Genomic DNA, 14,786 nt, shown 5'->3' with positions numbered 1-14,786 from the left:
CGCTCAGCGCCGCCGTTCCAGGATCGACACGTAGTTGGCGACCGCCGCGCCGCCCATGTTGAAGATCCCGGCGAGTTCCGCACCGGGTACCTGCATCTCGCCGGCCTCGCCCATGAGCTGGAGGCAGGCCATCACGTGCATCGACACGCCGGTGGCGCCGACCGGATGGCCCTTGGCCTTCAGGCCGCCGGACGGGTTGATCGGCAGCCGCCCGCCCTTCTCGGCCAGGCCCTCGCGCACCACGCGGTAGCCCTCGCCGGGGGCTGCGAGGCCCATCGCCTCGTACTCGATCAGCTCGGCGATGGTGAAGCAATCGTGGGTCTCCACGAAGGAGAGGTCCTCGTTGGCGATCCCGGCCTGCGCGCGGGCCTTCTCCCAGGCCATCCGCGCGCCCTTGAACTCCGCCGGGTCGCGGCGGGACAGCGGCAGGATGTCGTTGACGTGGGCCCGGGCGCGGAAGCCGATCGCCCGCTCCAGACCCTCCGCCGTCTCGGCATCCGCCACCACCAGGGCCGCCGCGCCGTCCGAGATCAGCGAGCAGTCGGTGCGCCGCAGGGGAGCGGCCACGTAGGGGTTCTTCTCCGAGACTCGGTTGCAGAAGTCGAAGCCGAGATCCTTGCGCAGCTGCGCGTAGGGATTGCCGACGCCGTTGCGGTGGTTCTTGGCGGCGATCCGGGCCAGCTCCTCGCTGCGGTCGCCGTAGCGCTGGAAATAGCCCGCCGCGATCCGCCCGAACACGCCGGCGAAGCCGCCCTCGATGTCGGCCTCCTCCTTCCGGTAGGAGGCGCCCAGGAGGATGTCGCCGGTCTCGGCGACGGTCTTGGCCGTCATCTTCTCGGCGCCGATCACAAGGGCCACGCGGCCGCGGCCGCTGTCGACGAAGTCGAGGGCCGCGTAGAGGGCCGCCGACCCGGTGGCGCAGGCGTTCTCCAGATGGGTCGCCGGGGCGTGGGCGAGGCCGGGCCGATTCACCGCCACCAGCGCGCCCTCGAAGCCCTGCTTCGAGAAGCCGGTGTTCATCGAGCCCACATAGATGCCGTCGACCTGGGATTCCTCGACGCCGGCATGGGCCAGCGCCTCGCCCGAGACCCGGGCGATCAGCCCTTCGACATCCGGCTCCTCCAGCTTGCCGAAGGATGTGTGGGCCCAGCCCACGATGCAGGCGCGCGTCATCCGGTGACCTCCCGAGTCTTGCGCGGACGATGGGCCCGCCGTGGCCGGCGATCAAGACGTGCCGACGGCTCTTCGGAGCTTACTGTCCGCATGAGTGTCCTTCACGCAGGTCGCTTTCAGCGCAGGTGGAACGCGATCCACGCGACCCCGGCCAGCACCAGCGCGGTCAGCAGACCCTGGGCGAATGCGCGCTGGCGGTTCCTCACCGGTGGAACAGCTCCGGATGGCGTGCCCGGAGCGCGAGGATCAGGGTGAGCGTTTTCAGGTCGGTGATCTCGGCGCGGTCGGCCCGGGCGGCGAGCTCGGCCAGCGGGATCTCGACGACCCGGATGTTCTCGTGCTCGCCCTCGGCCCCGCCGCCCGGCTCGGCCCGATCCGCCAAGCCGTAGATCGCGAGGTACAGGTGGATCTTCTCGGTGGTGAGGCTCGCGCAGGAATAGGTGGCGCCGACGAATTCCAGGGCGTGCAGGCGCAGGCCCACCTCCTCCATCGCCTCCCGGCGGGCATTCTCCTCCGGGCTGCCGTCATCGATCAGGCCGGCCGGGGCTTCCAGCTGGACCTGCTCGCCGGCCGCGAATAGCGGCGGGACCCGCAACTCGCGCACGAGCGTCGCGACCCGCCGCTCCGGGTCGTAGGGCAGGATCCCCACCGAGTTGCCGTGATCTTCGATTTCCCGCTCGACCACGGCGCCGTCAGCGAGGCGCACCTGCGCGATGCCGAACCGGCTCCAGCCCTCGTGGAGGAAGCGGATGTTCAGGATCTCGGCCTTCATGCGCACTCCCATCTCTGATCGCCCTACACGGAAGCGTGTCTTCGGGTTCCGGGAACGCGGGCGCCCGCCGTGACGTTCGGTCGGTCATGCGCATGGCCACGCTTCCGCGGGGCGCGCTCCGGTCAGGATCGATGCGGGCAGGACCGATCAGCGGACTCAGAAGGCGCTCGGGGCGTGATGGCCTCGCGATCTGGGTCGCCCTAGCACTGACCTACATGGTCTTTGCCGGCTCGGTGAGCGTGAACGAGGGACTCGCCGCCCTCGTCTGCGCCAGCCTCGGGACGCTGTGGTGGTGGGGCGTCGGCCGGCGCGGCGGCGTGCGGTTCCGCTTCGACCGGGGGACGCTGCGGCCGATCTGGCGGGCCCTGCGCGGCTTGCCCCGCGAGACCGTTCAGGTGGGCGGCCAGCTGGTGAGGGCCCTGCGCGGCGGCGCCGGCGGCGGGACGACCCGCGAGCGGAGCGCCTCCGACTTCGCCTGGGCGACGCCCGACGGTGCGACGGCGCCGGCCGCGCGGGCCGTCGGACTGCTCGCCGCCTCGCTCGCCCCCGACAGCTACGTCCTCACCCTCGACCGCGATCACGGAACGGTGGTGACGCACGGCCTGGAGGAGGCGCGATGACGGTCTGGACGGCCGCCATCCTGGCGCTGCTGCCGCCGCTCGCCGTTGCGGCGGCTTTGGCGTGGCGGGGCCGGCCCGGCCAGCGCTTCGCCGCCTACCAGCTCGCCGGCAGCGTCACGGTCCTGATCCTGACGCTTATGGCCTTCGCCACGGACCAGGCTTCGATCACCGACCTCGCCCTCACCCTGGTTCTGCTCAACCTGCCCGGCACGATGCTGCTCGCCGTCTTCCTGGAGCGCTGGATATGAGCGTCGTCATCGGTGTCCTGCTGGTCCTCGCGGTGGCGGTGACGTGGCTCGCCGCGCTCGCCCTGTGGCGCCTGCCGCGGGCCCTCGACCGGCTGCACGCGCTGGCCTTCCTCAACGTCGCGGCCTCAGTCCTCGTCACCATGGCGGCGTTCCTCGCCGACGGCGTCTCCGGGCGCTCGCTCAAGATCCTGGTGATGATGGTGGTGTTCCTCGCCTGGGCGGCGGTGCTGTCGCACGTCTCCGGCCGGGCCGTGCTGATGCGCGAGGGCCGCTCGGCATGACGGCGATCCTGCCGCTGCTGTTCCTGTTCGCCGCGATCTCGGGCACTGCCGTGGTCCTCGTGCGCGATCCCGCCCGGCAGGTCTTCGCCATCGCGGTCAACGGGCTCGTCCTGGCGATCCTGTTCGACGCCCTTCAGGCGCCCGACGTCGCCCTGTCCGAGCTGGCGGTCGGCACTGCGGCCGTCCCGCTCCTCTTCCTCGTGGCGCTCATGGCGGTGAAGACCCAGCCGCCCGAGGAGGATTCGTGAGCCCGAACGCCCGGATCGTCCTTCTGGCCCTCGCGGGCCTCGCCCTGCTCCCCGGCGCGGCGGCGGTGATCGCCGGCTTGCCGCCCTTCGGATCGACGATCGCGCAGTATGGCGAACGCATCAACGCGGTCGCCCCCGAGGCGCGGCACGTCGCCAACATGGTCAGCGCCATCAACTTCGACCTGCGCGGCCTCGACACCCTCGGCGAGGAGTTCATGCTGCTCGCGGCGATCACCGGCACGGTGGTGCTGCTGCGCGGGCGGCGCGGCGAGGGCAACACCGAGCGCGCCATGCGCCGGCCCGGCCGCGCCGTGATCCCGCGCTCGGAGGCCGTCGTGCTCGCCTGCCGGATCGCCGGCCCGCTCACCGCGCTGTTCGGCCTCTACGTCGTGCTGCACGCGACCGTGACGCCGGGCGGCGGCTTCCAGGGCGGCGTCATCCTCGCCTCCGGGACCCTGCTGATCTATCTCGGCGAGGGCTATGCCGGCTGGCGCGACGCCATCCGCAGCCACTGGCTCGACGCCCTGGAGGGCGGGGGCGCGCTGCTCTTCGCCCTGTGCGGGCTGGCGCCGATGCTCACCGGCGCCGCCTTCATGCAGAACATCCTGCCGCTCGGCACCTTCCGCGACCTGTTCTCGGGCGGCCTGATGCTCGTCGAGAACCTCGGCGTCGCCCTGGCGGTGACGGGCGGCTTCACGCAGCTCTTCCTGGAATTCATGGAGGAGACCCGCGAGGCGCGCGAGCCCGAGGAACCGGGGGAGGAATCCGCGTGAGTGTTCTCCCCTACGCGGTTGCCGCCTGGCTGTTCGGGATCGGTCTCTACGGCATCGCCACGAGCCGCAACTTCATCCACCTCGTGGGTTGCCTCGGCGTCTGCCAATCGGCGACCTACGTGCTCCTGCTCGGCCTCGGCTATCGCTGGGGCAGCATCGCGCCGATCTTCTACGACCACCCGCCGGGAACGCCCGCCGTCGACCCGGTGATGCAGGCGCTGGTGCTCACCGACATCGTGGTCGGCGCAACGCTCACCGCGCTTCTCCTCGTCCTGACGATCCAGGCCTACAAGCGCGGCGGCAGCCTGGACCCGGAGAAGCTCCGGCCGATGCGCGCGGGCGGCCAGTCCGGGCGCGATCGGGGATCGAACCGGGTGGGCGATGGGGAGCGGAAAGCCTCGTGACCGCTTTTCCCGCCGCCCTTCTCCCGCTACCGGTCGCCATCCCGCTCGTGATCTGCGCGGCGATGCTGGCGACCGCCCATTTCCTGCCAGGCCGCCTCCCCGACATCCTGGCGACGCTGGCGGCCTTGAGCGTCGCGGTGCTCTGCGGCGTCATCGCCGTGCATGCCGCCGACGGGCCCCTGGTCTACTGGTTCGGCGGCTGGGAGCCGCGCGACGGCGTCCATCTCGGAATCGGCTTCTCGGTGGACGAGGCCAGCGGCTGGGTCGCGGCCTTCATCGGCCTCCTCTACGCCCTGACCTTCGTGTTCGCCTGGGGCTTCTTCGATCGCACCCACGGCCACTTCCACATCCTGATGCTGCTGTTCCTGGCCGCCATGGTCGGGTTCTGCTTCACCCGCGATATGTTCAACCTGTTCGTGTGGTTCGAGGTGATGAGCGTCGCGGCCTTCGCGCTGACGGCCTACCATCTGGCGGAATCGTCGCTGGCAGGTGCCATCAACTTCACCGTGGTCAACAGCCTCGCGGGCTTCCTGATGCTCGGGGGCATCGGGCTGATCTACGCCCAGACCGGCACGCTCGATTTCGAGGGCATCGCGGCCGCCGTGGCGCGAGGCGGCCGCGATCCGGTGGTGGCCGGAGCCTTCTGCCTCGTGGCGTCCGCCCTGATGATCAAGGGCGCGATCGTGCCGTTCCAGTTCTGGCTCGCCGACGCCCACGCGGTGGCGCCGAGCCCGGTCTCGGTGATCTTCTCGGGGGCGATGGTCTCGCTCGGGCTGTTCGGCCTCGCGAAGGTGAGCGCCGTCGTGTTCGGCGGCTCCGATCAGGTTCGGCACGCCCTGCCCGCGCTCCTCATCGGGCTGGGCAGCTTCACCGCCTTGTTGGGCGGCTGGATGGCCCTGCTGCAGCGCCACCTGAAGCGGATGCTCGCCTTCTCGACGATCTCGCATGCCGGGATCATGCTCACCGGCCTCGGGGCCCTCTCGGTGGACGGGACCGGCGGTATGCTGGTCTACGTGGTGGGCCACGGGCTGGTGAAGGGGGCCCTGTTCATGATCGCCGGCATCCTGCTCGCGACCCAGGCCAGCATCGACGAGATCGCCCTGCGGGGGCTCGGACGGGGGATCTGGCCCGCCGGGATCGCCATGGGTCTGGCCGGGCTGCTGCTCTGCGGCCTCCCGCTCGGCGTGCTCGATCAGGGCACGCGCCTGGTCCAGGGCGCGCTGGCACAGCAGGGGCACGGGATCGCGCTGGCGGCCGGCGCCATCGGCGCGGCCCTGACGGGGGCGGCGGTGCTCCGGGCGGCAGGACGCATCTTCCTGGGCCTGGGGCCCGATCCCGGCGACGAGGCCGGGGCACCGAGCGAGGACGAGCGCGAGAAGGCCAATCGGCCGCTCTGGCTGATGCTGGCGCCCTGCTGCGTTCTGCTCGCCCTCGACGTCGGTGTGCCGGCGGGCCTGATCGAGCACGCCCTTCCGCGGGCGGCGTCGGCCTTCCTGCACCGGCCGGCGGTGGAGACCCTCGCGGAGGGACCGGGCTGGTTGCCATGGATTTCCGTGGTCGCCGCGCTGGCGGGTGCCGGCTACGGGCTGTTCCGGAGACGCCTGCCGGCGCTGGTGGTCCGGCCGGTGAGCGCGACGCAATCGGCGCCGACCCGTGCGCTGGAGGTGCTGCACAGCGGCCTGATCGGCGACTATGTGGCGTGGCTCGGGGTCGGCGTGGCGGTGGTCGCGGGCGTGCTGGCCTTGGCGTGACCATGAGCAACCGGACGCGGACGAACCTGATCGGCCGCGCCCATCAGGGGTAGGTTGTCCGTGTCGAACCAAGCCAGCGGTTCCCGTTTCCGACACGCGCTGCTGCTCGGCCTCAGCCTCGTTCTCGTCGCTGGCGGCATCGGAATGATCGTCACGGGGGCGGACGGTGGCGTCGCGACGACAGCGTTCTTCGGGGTCTGTGCGGCGGTCTCCGTCTGGCACATGCGGCCCGGGTTGCTGGAATCGGAGACCCGCTCGGCGGAGACCGTGCTCGCGCATTATCCCGGTCCGGTGGTTCTACGGGCCTCGGTGAAGAAGATCCTGTTCCTCGCCGCCCTCTCGGCCGTCTTCGGTGGGGTCATGGTCTGGATGCTGATGCACGAGGCGCCGTCGGTGACGATGCGGGTGCTGCTCTGGCCGGGTGTCGTGCTGTTCCTGGGCGGCCTGCCGGTCCTGATCCTCGTGGCGATCCGGGGTTCGTCGCTGTATCTCGACGGGACGGGCTTGGCGATCGTGCATGCCGGCCGGTCGCGGCGCATGTCCTGGCACGACGTCAGCGGCTTCACAGCGGTGACCGTGAAGGGCACGATGCAGCGGATGGTCGTGTTCGACGATGCGCGCGTCGGAGAGGGCCGCCTCGTCGCCCTGAACCGCCAGCTCACCGGGCGTGGAGCCGGGCTGCCGGACAGCTACGGTTTGGACCCCGACGCCCTCGCCGCTCTGCTCACGGCTTGGCGCCGTCGGGCGGTTCAGGACGAACCGATCGGACCGTGAGGAGTCTCCGCCGGAAACCGTCCGAGGGCATCGGAGCCAGCGCCGTGATCGACGCACTGTGCGCCTCACCGGATCCATCGTCGGCGCCGCCCGGACGGGCGGCGCGGGCCCGGCGCCGGTATCGCCGCGCCGATCCCGAGCATCGCCGATATCGAGCAGGCCCTCACGGCAGCGCTCCAGCCGCGGAACGCGATCAACATCGCGCCGAGGCGCAGGGCAACGACCGCTTCGCGCCGCGGATCCGGCTTTTCATCCCCCAGGGCGCGGATCCCGGAAGGGCCGCCCCGTCCGCGTTTATTCGTCAGCGATGATGCAGTGTGGTCATACGAGATAGGCGGTATTCGGCGATCCAGATCAATGCCGACCACGCATGACCGTGTAAAGGTGCGCCTATCGCTGGCAGATTGATTCGGGCGTCAGTGGCCGAGAGTAGAGCGTGCTCCCGCCCCTTTACTGTGGAGCGCCCCATGCCGCGGTACTTTTTCGATATCAGCAACCGAAGCTTCCATCGCGACGAGGAAGGCAGCGACTGCGCTAATTTTGAGGCGGCCCGCGCTCTCGCGATGCGAAGCCTGCCCGAGATCGCACGGTTCGCGATCCCGGGCGACGGGGACAACCAAGCCTTCGTTGTCCTGGTCCGCGATGAGGCTGGAACCGTCGTCTACACGGCGACGCTCACCTTCGCGGGAGTCCGGCTCAACGACGCCGCGAGTTCGCTCGGCCCTTGGCCTTCACCGGCGTCCTGATCTGTCCCACGGCGGCATCGAAATCGGTCTGATCCTCGCCGGCGCCAGCGTCACCCGCGGCTTCGATGCACCGGCGGCGCTGTAACTCGGGTGTCAGCGTCTTGGCCTCAAGCCGCTCGGCGTATGGGCATGGCTCATCGTTGGTGAGATCGGACACTCCCCCGTCCCGTGAGCAGATCGGGGCGGGGCCGCGCGGATCCTGACGGGATCGCCTTGGGGATCGGGCCATCGATCGTGAAGAGGACCGGGATGAGCTTCGCGCTCAACGTCCGATCTGTTCGCGAGCGGAAGCTGATGCGGCAGAGCTGTCACCAGCACACCGTCCGGCTCGGAAAATTCCACGACGAAGCGCGCACCATCATCATGCATGCTGACGATCGTGCCTTCCGTGCCCGCGGCGATGCGGTCGCCGTCATCGCTGATCGCGTCGACGCGCAGTACCACGTCATCGAGGTCCCGGAAGCTCGACGCAGGCTCGGTCTGCCGAGCACGATAGGCGTCCTCGAGCGACATCGACCAAATCTGGCGCACGAACGAGCCAAGCACAAACCACGCGATAAGCTCTTGTCAGAAGCTCAAGGTTAGCGCAGCGGCGCGATCACGACGTTCTTCTCCCTCCGTCTGCCATTCTCCGCCCGATGACGGTCTATTAAGTCTGCGCCCCTTAACCCGGCCGTCATGTCCGACCTCCCGCCCGCCGTCGCGTCCTGGCGCGACCAGATCGAGCGCCTGTCCGAGCACGCCTCGCCGTGCCGGTATCTCCTGCCGGCGAAGTGGGCGGCGATGCGGGCGAGCGCGCTGGCCTTCCTCGACCAGTTCGGCGCCGAGGCGCATCGGCTCGGCTGGACCGCGCCGCAACTGTTCGGGGTCCATCCGGAGCACGGATTCCTGCGCGTGGAATATGCCGGCGCCCTGATGGTCAACGACAGCCGGGTCACCGGCGTCGAGCCCGACCGGGTCGTGTTCGACCGCTTCTCCGGCTACCGGACCAAGCCGGGTCAGACCTGGGGACCGCCGGTCTGGGAGTTCGCGGCCAAGGGGCGCGGCTGATCCCGCCTGTGATCTGCGAGGATGTCGGGGGCAACCGCGCGGTTAGCCGACGCAGGTTGTTGCGCCGGCCAAGCCATTAACGCGTCAGGCCTTTTCGCGGCGCATGGTGCGGGCATGTCCCATTGCGCCACGAGCCTGCCATGCACTTCGAGATCCGCGCCACCGGCCGCCACCTCTGGACCTGGGTGTTGCTCGACGCGACGCAGATGACGGTCCTGGAATCGGACCGCACCTTTCCGTCCGAGACCCAGGCCTCGGCGGCCGCGCTGGCCTTCGCGAAGCTCGTGAACCGGGCTGGCCAGACGCTGACCGCGGGATCGTCAGGCGGCCTGATCTAGACGCGGACTCACTTTCGGCGCGGGCGGAGCGGCCCGTAGAACCCGCTCCATTCCAGGCCCAGGGCCTGCGCTCGCGCGGCCAACACGCCGGGCACCGACATCAGGCTCATCTCCGGCGACGCCAGGATGGCCGGGTCGTGCAGGAGAAGCCCGACCTGTCGTCCCCGCCACCAGAACAGCCCGAACAGCAGGGCGAGCGTCAGAAGCAAGCCCCAGGTCACGAGGCCTTGCCCGAAGATGGAGAGGCCATAGGGTGGTGCGAGGGCCGTACTGAGCCACGACAGGCCGATGCCGACGATCGGCAACAGGATGAGGAAGCCCAGCAGTTCCAGGTGCAGCCGCCGGACCACGCGGAGGGCGGCGTTCAGGTCCTCGACCGACACGGCGTCGAGGGAGAGCCGTTCATCGCTCGCAGCCTGCCTCATGGAGCCTCCTCCTTGGATGCTGCCTTCGACCGTGGGGCGGCATCGTTCTCGGACGCACTGGCTTGTGAGAGTCCCCGAGCCCCCCAGTTGCCGGACCGCCGGTCGGCGGCATGCTCGGCCACGTGCTGCTTCTTCGTGGCGGTCCGCAGGCCGAGACAGGCGATGGCCTGGGCGCGGGCCGATATCATCCGAGCGCGGTTCTCTCATAAGCCGATGCCCAGACAGCCGAAATCGGCCGCCATTCACATTCGTCCACCGGTTGCGAAGATCAGAAGCGCGGGCGCCTTGAAGCTTCCCCCCGCCTCAGGCTTGTTCTGCGTTCGTTCGCAAGCGGAGGAGCACCAGAATGGGGCGCCTGGGCAACGTCCAGCCTGGTCGGGTCTACGTCGACTGCGCGCCCTGCAAGCGCTCGGGACGCTACACCGTGGCCAGCCTGATCGATCGCTACGGCGCCGACGTCCCGACGGTGGATCTGCTCCGCCACCTGACGGCGTCGTGCCGCTACCAGCGCCGGCCCGGGGCTGCGCCCGCGCGGAAATACGAGCGCCTCTGCCTCGCCGCGATCACGCTGCCGCCGCCGGCGAAGCAGATCCCGCCGGTGCCGCCTGGGGTGCCCTACACGATCGAGGTCTGGCGCGACGCCGGCGGCAACGTCGCGCTGCACCTCGCCACCATCTACCCGCTGTCGATGGCGCTCGCCGCGTTCGAGGCTGCCTGCCGAGAATGGCCGACCCATGAGGTCACGCTGCGGGACCGGGCCCGGATCGTGCGGAAGCGTGAGGTGCCGCCACGGGTCGACGGCGCCTTACCGTCTTGAGCCTCCCGGTCCCGCGGTCGAACCGACTCGCGCGCTCCGCGACGGACGGCCTTACGGCGGCCCGCGCTGGAGCGGACGACCGCAGAGGCAGAAGCGGCAGCGACGGGCGGTGTTAAGCTACCATGGCCCGTGACGCCTCACGCACCAGCCGCGTTGAGGAGTCGACCTCCTGGGTCGAGGCGGCGATCACGCTCACATTGCGGCTGATCTCCCCTACGGCCTGGGTCATGGCCTGCATGTTGATGGACATCTCCTGGGCGACCGCAGCCTGCTGCTCAACGGCCGTCGAGATGGCCGAGGAGATCTCGTTGACCTCTCCGATCGTCTGCCCGATGCCCGCGATGGCGGTGGCGGCCTGATTCGCAGCGTCCTGCGTCTGCGCGATCTGGCTGCTGATGCTCTCGGTCGCCTTCGCGGTCTGGGCCGCGAGGGATTTCACCTCGGTGGCCACCACGGCGAAGCCCTTGCCGGCCTCGCCGGCTCGGGCGGCCTCGATCGTCGCGTTCAGCGCCAGCAGGTTCGTCTGCCCGGCGATCGTGTTGATCATCTCGACCACCTCGCCGATGCGCTGGGCGGCGGAGGCGAGGCCGGCGACCACTGTCGAGGTGGCGACCGCCTGCTCGACGGCCCGCCCCGTGACCTGCAGCGCGCGGTTCACCTGGGCGCTGATCTCGCCGACCGAGGCGGCAAGCTCCTCGGACCCGGCGGCGACACTCTGGGTGTTGCCTGAGGCCTGCGCGGCCGCGCTTGCCGCGCTCACCGCCTGCTGCGACGCATGAGAGATCGAGCCGCTGATGACGTCGAGGTCGCGGTCGACGCCCCGGTGGATTTCGGCCCGCCGCAGCCGCTCGGCCACGGCCTCGGTGATGTCGGTGGCGAACTTCACCACTTTCACGAGGCGGCCCGCGGCGTCGCGGACCGGGTTGTAGGTGGCCTGGATCCAGGCCTCGCGGCCGCCTTTGCCGATGCGCTTGTACTCCGCCTGCTGATACTCGCCGCTCCGGAGCCGGTCCCAGAAGGCCCGGTAGGCCGCGGTATCGCGGTCTGCCGCATCGACGAACATCGCATGGTGCTTGCCCTTCACCTCGTCGAGGCTGTAGCCGACCACCGCGAGGAAGTTCTCATTGGCGGTGATGATCGTCCCGTCGAGGTTGAATTCGATGATCCCTTGCGAGCGGTCGAGGGCGTTCAGCTTGCTCTCGAAATCGGCGTTGCGCAATTTCTGCGCTGTGATGTCCGTGGCGCATTTGAAGACGCCGTAGGGTTTGCCGTTGCGCCCGATGAGTGGGGTATAGCTCCCCTGAATCCAGACTTCGCGGCCGCCCTTGCCGATGCGCTTGTATTCAGATGTCTGATGTACACCGCTGCGCAGAGCGTCCCAGAACGCCTTGTAGGCTGCGCTCTCGCGCTCGACCGGGTCGACGAAGATGGAGTGATGCCGCCCCTTGATGTCGTCCAGTCGGTAGCCGAGGATCGACAGGAAGTTGGCGTTGGCGGTGACGACCTTTCCGTCGAGATCGAATTCGATCAGTGCGTGAGAGCTGTCGAGCGCATTCAATTTCGCGTGATGGCTGGGACGGAGAGACAGCATCTTAACCTGCTTTTAATATCGACGTTTCTATGCCAATTCTTTCATAAACTAATAAAATATCAGTAAACTTTCTTTAAGTGTAGACTTTTCGAGAAGGATTGAACTCCGCATTTTCTACTTTAAGTTGATTCGTCTCGTATTCTCGTATTGCTGCCGGCTGGCCATCTGCTGCTGGTTATGTAATTTCCGATCGCTTGCGGCTCAGAGAGATAAATTTCGATAACTATCCCCGCGAATTCGACGAGATCACCGCGGTCTGCAGTAGTAGATCCAGTCATTGAGATGCGCTGGCTCAAGACATGACGATGCCAGCTGGTCGCGAGATTGCGACTACGCGGCCGCCGGTCGCGCTGTGGTGCGAGGCGTCCATTCAACTGCCGCCCGCGCAGCCTTGATATTCTCCCGCGTGTCACCGAGGCGGGTCGAAAGCAGCCTTGTTACATGACGCCGCGGGGCTCGCATCAAGAGAGGCGGGAGCAGCCCTCGCGAAGCGCCACGGGATCGCGGTCCGCTGCTTCTGGCTGATGGCTGGGCCTTTGGCCTCCAGGCGCGCCGGCTTGTCGGCGATCAGCGCCTCGGTCGCCCAGGTGTGCGTACGGAGGGACGCGACGAGATCGGCGCCCAGCCTTCGCGAGCGGATACGATTCGGTGACGAGCTCGGCCGGCACCGCATCGACGGTGGCGTCGATGTCCTGGCCGCTGACCACGGCGGCCTAGCGCAGCTCGGAGATGGTCGAGTTGTTCGCCATGCTGCCTGCCATATGCATGCCGGGCCGGTCATTCGGTCAGCAAGCGCAGGGCTAAGTGGTGGTGCCGCAAGAGGGATTCGAACCCCCGACCCCCTCATTACGAATGAGGTGCTCTACCAGCTGAGCTATTGCGGCCCTGGTTCCGAGGAACCGTGACCGACGCACGCAGTGTGCGGCGCCGGACGTGGCAGGCTCATAGCGGCACGGCCTGCGTTAGGCAAGGCCACCGCCGACTATCGAGCACTTCAGAGGTCTCGATGCGACGCCAGTTCGTCTTCCAGGAAGGCCGCCACCGCCGCCCGGTCAATGCCCGGGGCGATGAAGCTCTGGCCGATCCCGCGGGCCAGGATAAAGGTCAGCGCGCCGTCGCGGACTTTCTTGTCCTGCGTCATCGCGTCGAGAATCGACCCGACGGTGCCGCATCCGCCCGGGACCGCCTGCAGACGGGTCGGCAGCCCGGCGAGGGCGAGATGGTTGGCGACGCGGCCGGCATCCTGCCCGCCGCAGAGCCCGAGCCGGGCCGAGAAGCGGAAGGCGAGCGCCATCCCGATCGCCACGCCCTCGCCATGCACCAGCCGGGCGGAATCGTAGCCCGTCAGGCGCTCCAGGGCGTGGCCGAAGGTGTGGCCGAGATTGAGCAGCGCCCGCTCCCCGTCCTCCCGCTCGTCCCGGGTGACCACCGCGGCCTTGGCCCGGCAGCAGGAGGCGACCGCCTGCTCGCGCTCCGGGCCGCCGGAGAAGATCCCGCGCCAGTTCGCCTCGCACCAGTCGAAGAAGCCCGGATCGGCGATCAGCCCGTACTTGGCGACCTCGGCATAGCCGGCGCGCATCTCGCGCTCGGAGAGGGTGTCGAGGGCGGCCGTATCGGCCAGGACGAGACGCGGCTGGTGGAAGGCGCCGATCAGGTTCTTGCCCAGCGGCGCATTGATGCCGGTCTTGCCGCCCACCGAGGAATCGACCTGGGCAAGGAGGCTCGTCGGCACCTGCACGAAGCGCACGCCCCGCCGCAGGGTGGCGGCCGCGAAGCCGGCGAGGTCACCGACCACGCCGCCGCCCAGGGCCACGACAAGGTCGCCGCGCTCGACCTTGAGGGCGAGCAGACCGTCGCAGACTTCCGCAAAGCCCGCATAGGACTTCGACGCCTCGCCCGGTGCCACCGTCACCACGCCCGCCTGAAGGCCGGCGCGCTCCAGGCTGGTGCGAAGCCGCGCGGCATAGAGGGCGCCGACGGTGGCGTCCGTCACGATGGCGGCGCGGCGTCCCCCGAGCGCGGCCACGGCGGCGCCGGCCGTGTCGATCAGCCCGCGGCCGATCAGGATGTCGTAGGCGCGGCCGGCGTCGAGGGGCACGTGGACGGTCAGGAGGTCCTGACGGGGCGTCGGCTCGGTCATGGGGCGGTTCGCTCGGGTCTCACTGGGCGGCAACGGGGACGGAGCCTTCGCCGCTGAGATGGGCGTCCAGCGCTTCCAGCACGTCCTGGACGACCCGGTCGTGCGACACCTCCCGGGAGATGACCATCACGTCGGCGGCGGCGTAGACCGGGTGGCGCACGGCCATCAGGTCCCGCATCGTCGCCTCCGGGTCCTCGGTCTGCAGCAGCGGACGGTTGCCGCGCTTGCGCACGCGCCGCATCAGCACGTCCAGATCGGCCTTCAGCCACACCGAGACCGCGGATTCGGCGATGCGGGCGCGCGTCGCCTCGCGAAGGTAGGCGCCGCCGCCGGTCGCCAGGACCAGCGGGCCGGCCCGGAGCAGCCGCGAGATCACCCGCTCCTCGCCGTCGCGGAAGCTCGGCTCGCCATAGATGGCGAAGATGTCGGGGATCGTCAGGCCGGCCGCCGCTTCGATCTCGATGTCGGCATCCTTGAAGATCAGCCCGAGGCGACTCGCCAGGCGCCGGCCGACGGTGCTCTTGCCCGCCCCCATGAGGCCGACGAGCACGATCGAGCGCAGGCCGAGCGCGCGGCGCAGACGCGCCTCGATCGGTTCACCCGCCGCCTCCTCGCTTATGGCCTCCTGCATCGAC

General features: G+C 69.3%; 20 protein-coding genes and 1 tRNA gene. 13 read left to right on the top strand and 8 right to left on the bottom strand.

Annotation, left to right across the window (positions count from 1 at the left end):
- Positions 1-3: 3 nt before the first annotated feature.
- Together P9K36_RS04905 and P9K36_RS04900 are read right to left on the bottom strand one after the other, a co-directional pair.
- Entirely contained in the window at positions 4-1,173 is a 1,170-nt protein-coding gene (locus tag P9K36_RS04905; protein ID WP_043755807.1) for an acetyl-CoA acetyltransferase, read from the bottom strand.
- A gap of 202 nt (positions 1,174-1,375) precedes the next feature.
- Positions 1,376-1,945 carry an NUDIX hydrolase gene (locus P9K36_RS04900; RefSeq protein ID WP_043755804.1) on the bottom strand — a complete coding sequence of 190 codons (570 nt, stop codon included), beginning with the start codon at positions 1,943-1,945 and terminating at the stop codon, positions 1,376-1,378.
- Positions 1,946-2,076: 131 nt separating this feature from the next.
- Between P9K36_RS04900 and P9K36_RS04895 the strand changes: the two genes are divergently transcribed.
- The 9 genes from P9K36_RS04895 to P9K36_RS04855 all read left to right on the top strand — a co-directional run bounded on the left by P9K36_RS04895 (position 2,077) and on the right by P9K36_RS04855 (position 7,790).
- The gene (locus P9K36_RS04895) at positions 2,077-2,565 is read left to right on the top strand and encodes a hypothetical protein (RefSeq protein ID WP_043383834.1); all 489 of its coding nucleotides are present in this window, start codon (positions 2,077-2,079) and stop codon (positions 2,563-2,565) included.
- On the top strand, positions 2,562-2,813 hold the full coding sequence (locus P9K36_RS04890; RefSeq protein ID WP_043351953.1) for a monovalent cation/H+ antiporter complex subunit F: 252 nt from the start codon (positions 2,562-2,564) through the stop codon (positions 2,811-2,813). Before P9K36_RS04895 ends, P9K36_RS04890 begins: the two co-directional genes overlap by 4 nt.
- Positions 2,810-3,094 (top strand): monovalent cation/H(+) antiporter subunit G, encoded by a 285-nt coding sequence (locus P9K36_RS04885; RefSeq protein ID WP_043755801.1) that lies wholly within the window; start codon positions 2,810-2,812, stop codon positions 3,092-3,094. The genes P9K36_RS04890 and P9K36_RS04885 overlap by 4 nt, the downstream gene beginning before the upstream one ends.
- A complete protein-coding gene (locus tag P9K36_RS04880) occupies positions 3,091-3,342 on the top strand; it encodes a DUF4040 domain-containing protein (protein ID WP_043383840.1) in 252 nt (83 codons plus the stop codon). The genes P9K36_RS04885 and P9K36_RS04880 overlap by 4 nt, the downstream gene beginning before the upstream one ends.
- Positions 3,339-4,115 (top strand): MnhB domain-containing protein, encoded by a 777-nt coding sequence (locus P9K36_RS04875; RefSeq protein ID WP_043755800.1) that lies wholly within the window; start codon positions 3,339-3,341, stop codon positions 4,113-4,115. The genes P9K36_RS04880 and P9K36_RS04875 overlap by 4 nt, the downstream gene beginning before the upstream one ends.
- Positions 4,112-4,519, top strand: a complete 408-nt coding sequence (locus tag P9K36_RS04870) for a sodium:proton antiporter (protein ID WP_043351959.1) — start codon at positions 4,112-4,114, stop codon at positions 4,517-4,519. The genes P9K36_RS04875 and P9K36_RS04870 overlap by 4 nt, the downstream gene beginning before the upstream one ends.
- Positions 4,516-6,270, top strand: a complete 1,755-nt coding sequence (locus P9K36_RS04865; protein WP_043755798.1) for a proton-conducting transporter membrane subunit — start codon at positions 4,516-4,518, stop codon at positions 6,268-6,270. Before P9K36_RS04870 ends, P9K36_RS04865 begins: the two co-directional genes overlap by 4 nt.
- A gap of 60 nt (positions 6,271-6,330) precedes the next feature.
- Positions 6,331-7,044, top strand: coding sequence for a hypothetical protein (locus P9K36_RS04860; protein WP_236961565.1), 714 nt, complete (start codon positions 6,331-6,333; stop codon positions 7,042-7,044).
- Between the two features lie 467 nt (positions 7,045-7,511).
- Positions 7,512-7,790, top strand: a complete 279-nt coding sequence (locus P9K36_RS04855; protein WP_043755794.1) for a hypothetical protein — start codon at positions 7,512-7,514, stop codon at positions 7,788-7,790.
- On the opposite strand, the gene P9K36_RS04850 is transcribed toward P9K36_RS04855, so the two are convergent.
- Positions 7,741-7,947, bottom strand: coding sequence for a hypothetical protein (locus P9K36_RS04850; protein ID WP_100793908.1), 207 nt, complete (start codon positions 7,945-7,947; stop codon positions 7,741-7,743). The two genes, P9K36_RS04855 and P9K36_RS04850, sit on opposite strands and share 50 nt — an antisense overlap.
- A gap of 92 nt (positions 7,948-8,039) precedes the next feature.
- Here P9K36_RS04850 and P9K36_RS04845 point away from each other — a divergent pair, with 92 nt between their 5' ends.
- The 3 genes from P9K36_RS04845 to P9K36_RS04835 all read left to right on the top strand — a co-directional run bounded on the left by P9K36_RS04845 (position 8,040) and on the right by P9K36_RS04835 (position 9,178).
- A complete protein-coding gene (locus P9K36_RS04845; RefSeq protein ID WP_148311215.1) occupies positions 8,040-8,375 on the top strand; it encodes a hypothetical protein in 336 nt (111 codons plus the stop codon).
- Between the two features lie 93 nt (positions 8,376-8,468).
- Positions 8,469-8,840 carry a hypothetical protein gene (locus tag P9K36_RS04840; RefSeq protein ID WP_043351972.1) on the top strand — a complete coding sequence of 124 codons (372 nt, stop codon included), beginning with the start codon at positions 8,469-8,471 and terminating at the stop codon, positions 8,838-8,840.
- Positions 8,841-8,980: 140 nt separating this feature from the next.
- Positions 8,981-9,178 carry a hypothetical protein gene (locus tag P9K36_RS04835; RefSeq protein ID WP_043351974.1) on the top strand — a complete coding sequence of 66 codons (198 nt, stop codon included), beginning with the start codon at positions 8,981-8,983 and terminating at the stop codon, positions 9,176-9,178.
- A gap of 8 nt (positions 9,179-9,186) precedes the next feature.
- Here the strand turns inward: P9K36_RS04835 and P9K36_RS04830 are convergent, their stop codons facing one another.
- Positions 9,187-9,603, bottom strand: a complete 417-nt coding sequence (locus tag P9K36_RS04830; protein WP_043755792.1) for a hypothetical protein — start codon at positions 9,601-9,603, stop codon at positions 9,187-9,189.
- Positions 9,604-9,949: 346 nt separating this feature from the next.
- Here P9K36_RS04830 and P9K36_RS04825 point away from each other — a divergent pair, with 346 nt between their 5' ends.
- Positions 9,950-10,420: a hypothetical protein gene (locus tag P9K36_RS04825; RefSeq protein ID WP_043755790.1), complete on the top strand. Its 471-nt coding sequence runs from the start codon at positions 9,950-9,952 to the stop codon at positions 10,418-10,420.
- Between the two features lie 112 nt (positions 10,421-10,532).
- Here P9K36_RS04825 and P9K36_RS04820 read toward each other — a convergent pair whose 3' ends face one another.
- From P9K36_RS04820 to P9K36_RS04805, 4 genes are all read right to left on the bottom strand, one after another.
- A complete protein-coding gene (locus P9K36_RS04820) occupies positions 10,533-12,011 on the bottom strand; it encodes a PAS domain-containing methyl-accepting chemotaxis protein (protein WP_043755788.1) in 1,479 nt (492 codons plus the stop codon).
- A gap of 808 nt (positions 12,012-12,819) precedes the next feature.
- Positions 12,820-12,895 (bottom strand) — tRNA-Thr (locus P9K36_RS04815).
- Positions 12,896-13,005: 110 nt separating this feature from the next.
- Positions 13,006-14,151 carry a 3-dehydroquinate synthase gene (aroB, locus tag P9K36_RS04810; RefSeq protein WP_111474209.1) on the bottom strand — a complete coding sequence of 382 codons (1,146 nt, stop codon included), beginning with the start codon at positions 14,149-14,151 and terminating at the stop codon, positions 13,006-13,008.
- Positions 14,152-14,170: 19 nt separating this feature from the next.
- Positions 14,171-14,782 carry a shikimate kinase gene (locus P9K36_RS04805; RefSeq protein WP_051044824.1) on the bottom strand — a complete coding sequence of 204 codons (612 nt, stop codon included), beginning with the start codon at positions 14,780-14,782 and terminating at the stop codon, positions 14,171-14,173.
- Positions 14,783-14,786 lie beyond the last annotated feature (4 nt).

Source organism: Methylobacterium sp. 391_Methyba4 (assembly GCF_029691625.1).
GTDB lineage: Bacteria > Pseudomonadota > Alphaproteobacteria > Rhizobiales > Beijerinckiaceae > Methylobacterium > Methylobacterium fujisawaense.
The sequence above is the reverse complement of the archived record's forward strand: the minus strand, read 5'-3'. Positions and strand labels throughout refer to the sequence as shown.

Coding starts and splice junctions, on each gene's coding strand:
- P9K36_RS04805 (WP_051044824.1), bottom strand. CDS start 14,782: ATGCAGGAGGCCATAAGCGAGGAGGCGGCGGGTGAACCGATCGAGGCG.
- P9K36_RS04855 (WP_043755794.1), top strand. CDS start 7,512: ATGCCGCGGTACTTTTTCGATATCAGCAACCGAAGCTTCCATCGCGAC.
- P9K36_RS04885 (WP_043755801.1), top strand. CDS start 2,810: ATGAGCGTCGTCATCGGTGTCCTGCTGGTCCTCGCGGTGGCGGTGACG.
- aroB (WP_111474209.1), bottom strand. CDS start 14,151: ATGACCGAGCCGACGCCCCGTCAGGACCTCCTGACCGTCCACGTGCCC.
- P9K36_RS04905 (WP_043755807.1), bottom strand. CDS start 1,173: ATGACGCGCGCCTGCATCGTGGGCTGGGCCCACACATCCTTCGGCAAG.
- P9K36_RS04845 (WP_148311215.1), top strand. CDS start 8,040: ATGAGCTTCGCGCTCAACGTCCGATCTGTTCGCGAGCGGAAGCTGATG.
- P9K36_RS04895 (WP_043383834.1), top strand. CDS start 2,077: ATGCGGGCAGGACCGATCAGCGGACTCAGAAGGCGCTCGGGGCGTGAT.
- P9K36_RS04820 (WP_043755788.1), bottom strand. CDS start 12,011: ATGCTGTCTCTCCGTCCCAGCCATCACGCGAAATTGAATGCGCTCGAC.
- P9K36_RS04830 (WP_043755792.1), bottom strand. CDS start 9,603: ATGAGGCAGGCTGCGAGCGATGAACGGCTCTCCCTCGACGCCGTGTCG.
- P9K36_RS04890 (WP_043351953.1), top strand. CDS start 2,562: ATGACGGTCTGGACGGCCGCCATCCTGGCGCTGCTGCCGCCGCTCGCC.
- P9K36_RS04880 (WP_043383840.1), top strand. CDS start 3,091: ATGACGGCGATCCTGCCGCTGCTGTTCCTGTTCGCCGCGATCTCGGGC.
- P9K36_RS04900 (WP_043755804.1), bottom strand. CDS start 1,945: ATGAAGGCCGAGATCCTGAACATCCGCTTCCTCCACGAGGGCTGGAGC.
- P9K36_RS04840 (WP_043351972.1), top strand. CDS start 8,469: ATGTCCGACCTCCCGCCCGCCGTCGCGTCCTGGCGCGACCAGATCGAG.
- P9K36_RS04835 (WP_043351974.1), top strand. CDS start 8,981: ATGCACTTCGAGATCCGCGCCACCGGCCGCCACCTCTGGACCTGGGTG.
- P9K36_RS04825 (WP_043755790.1), top strand. CDS start 9,950: ATGGGGCGCCTGGGCAACGTCCAGCCTGGTCGGGTCTACGTCGACTGC.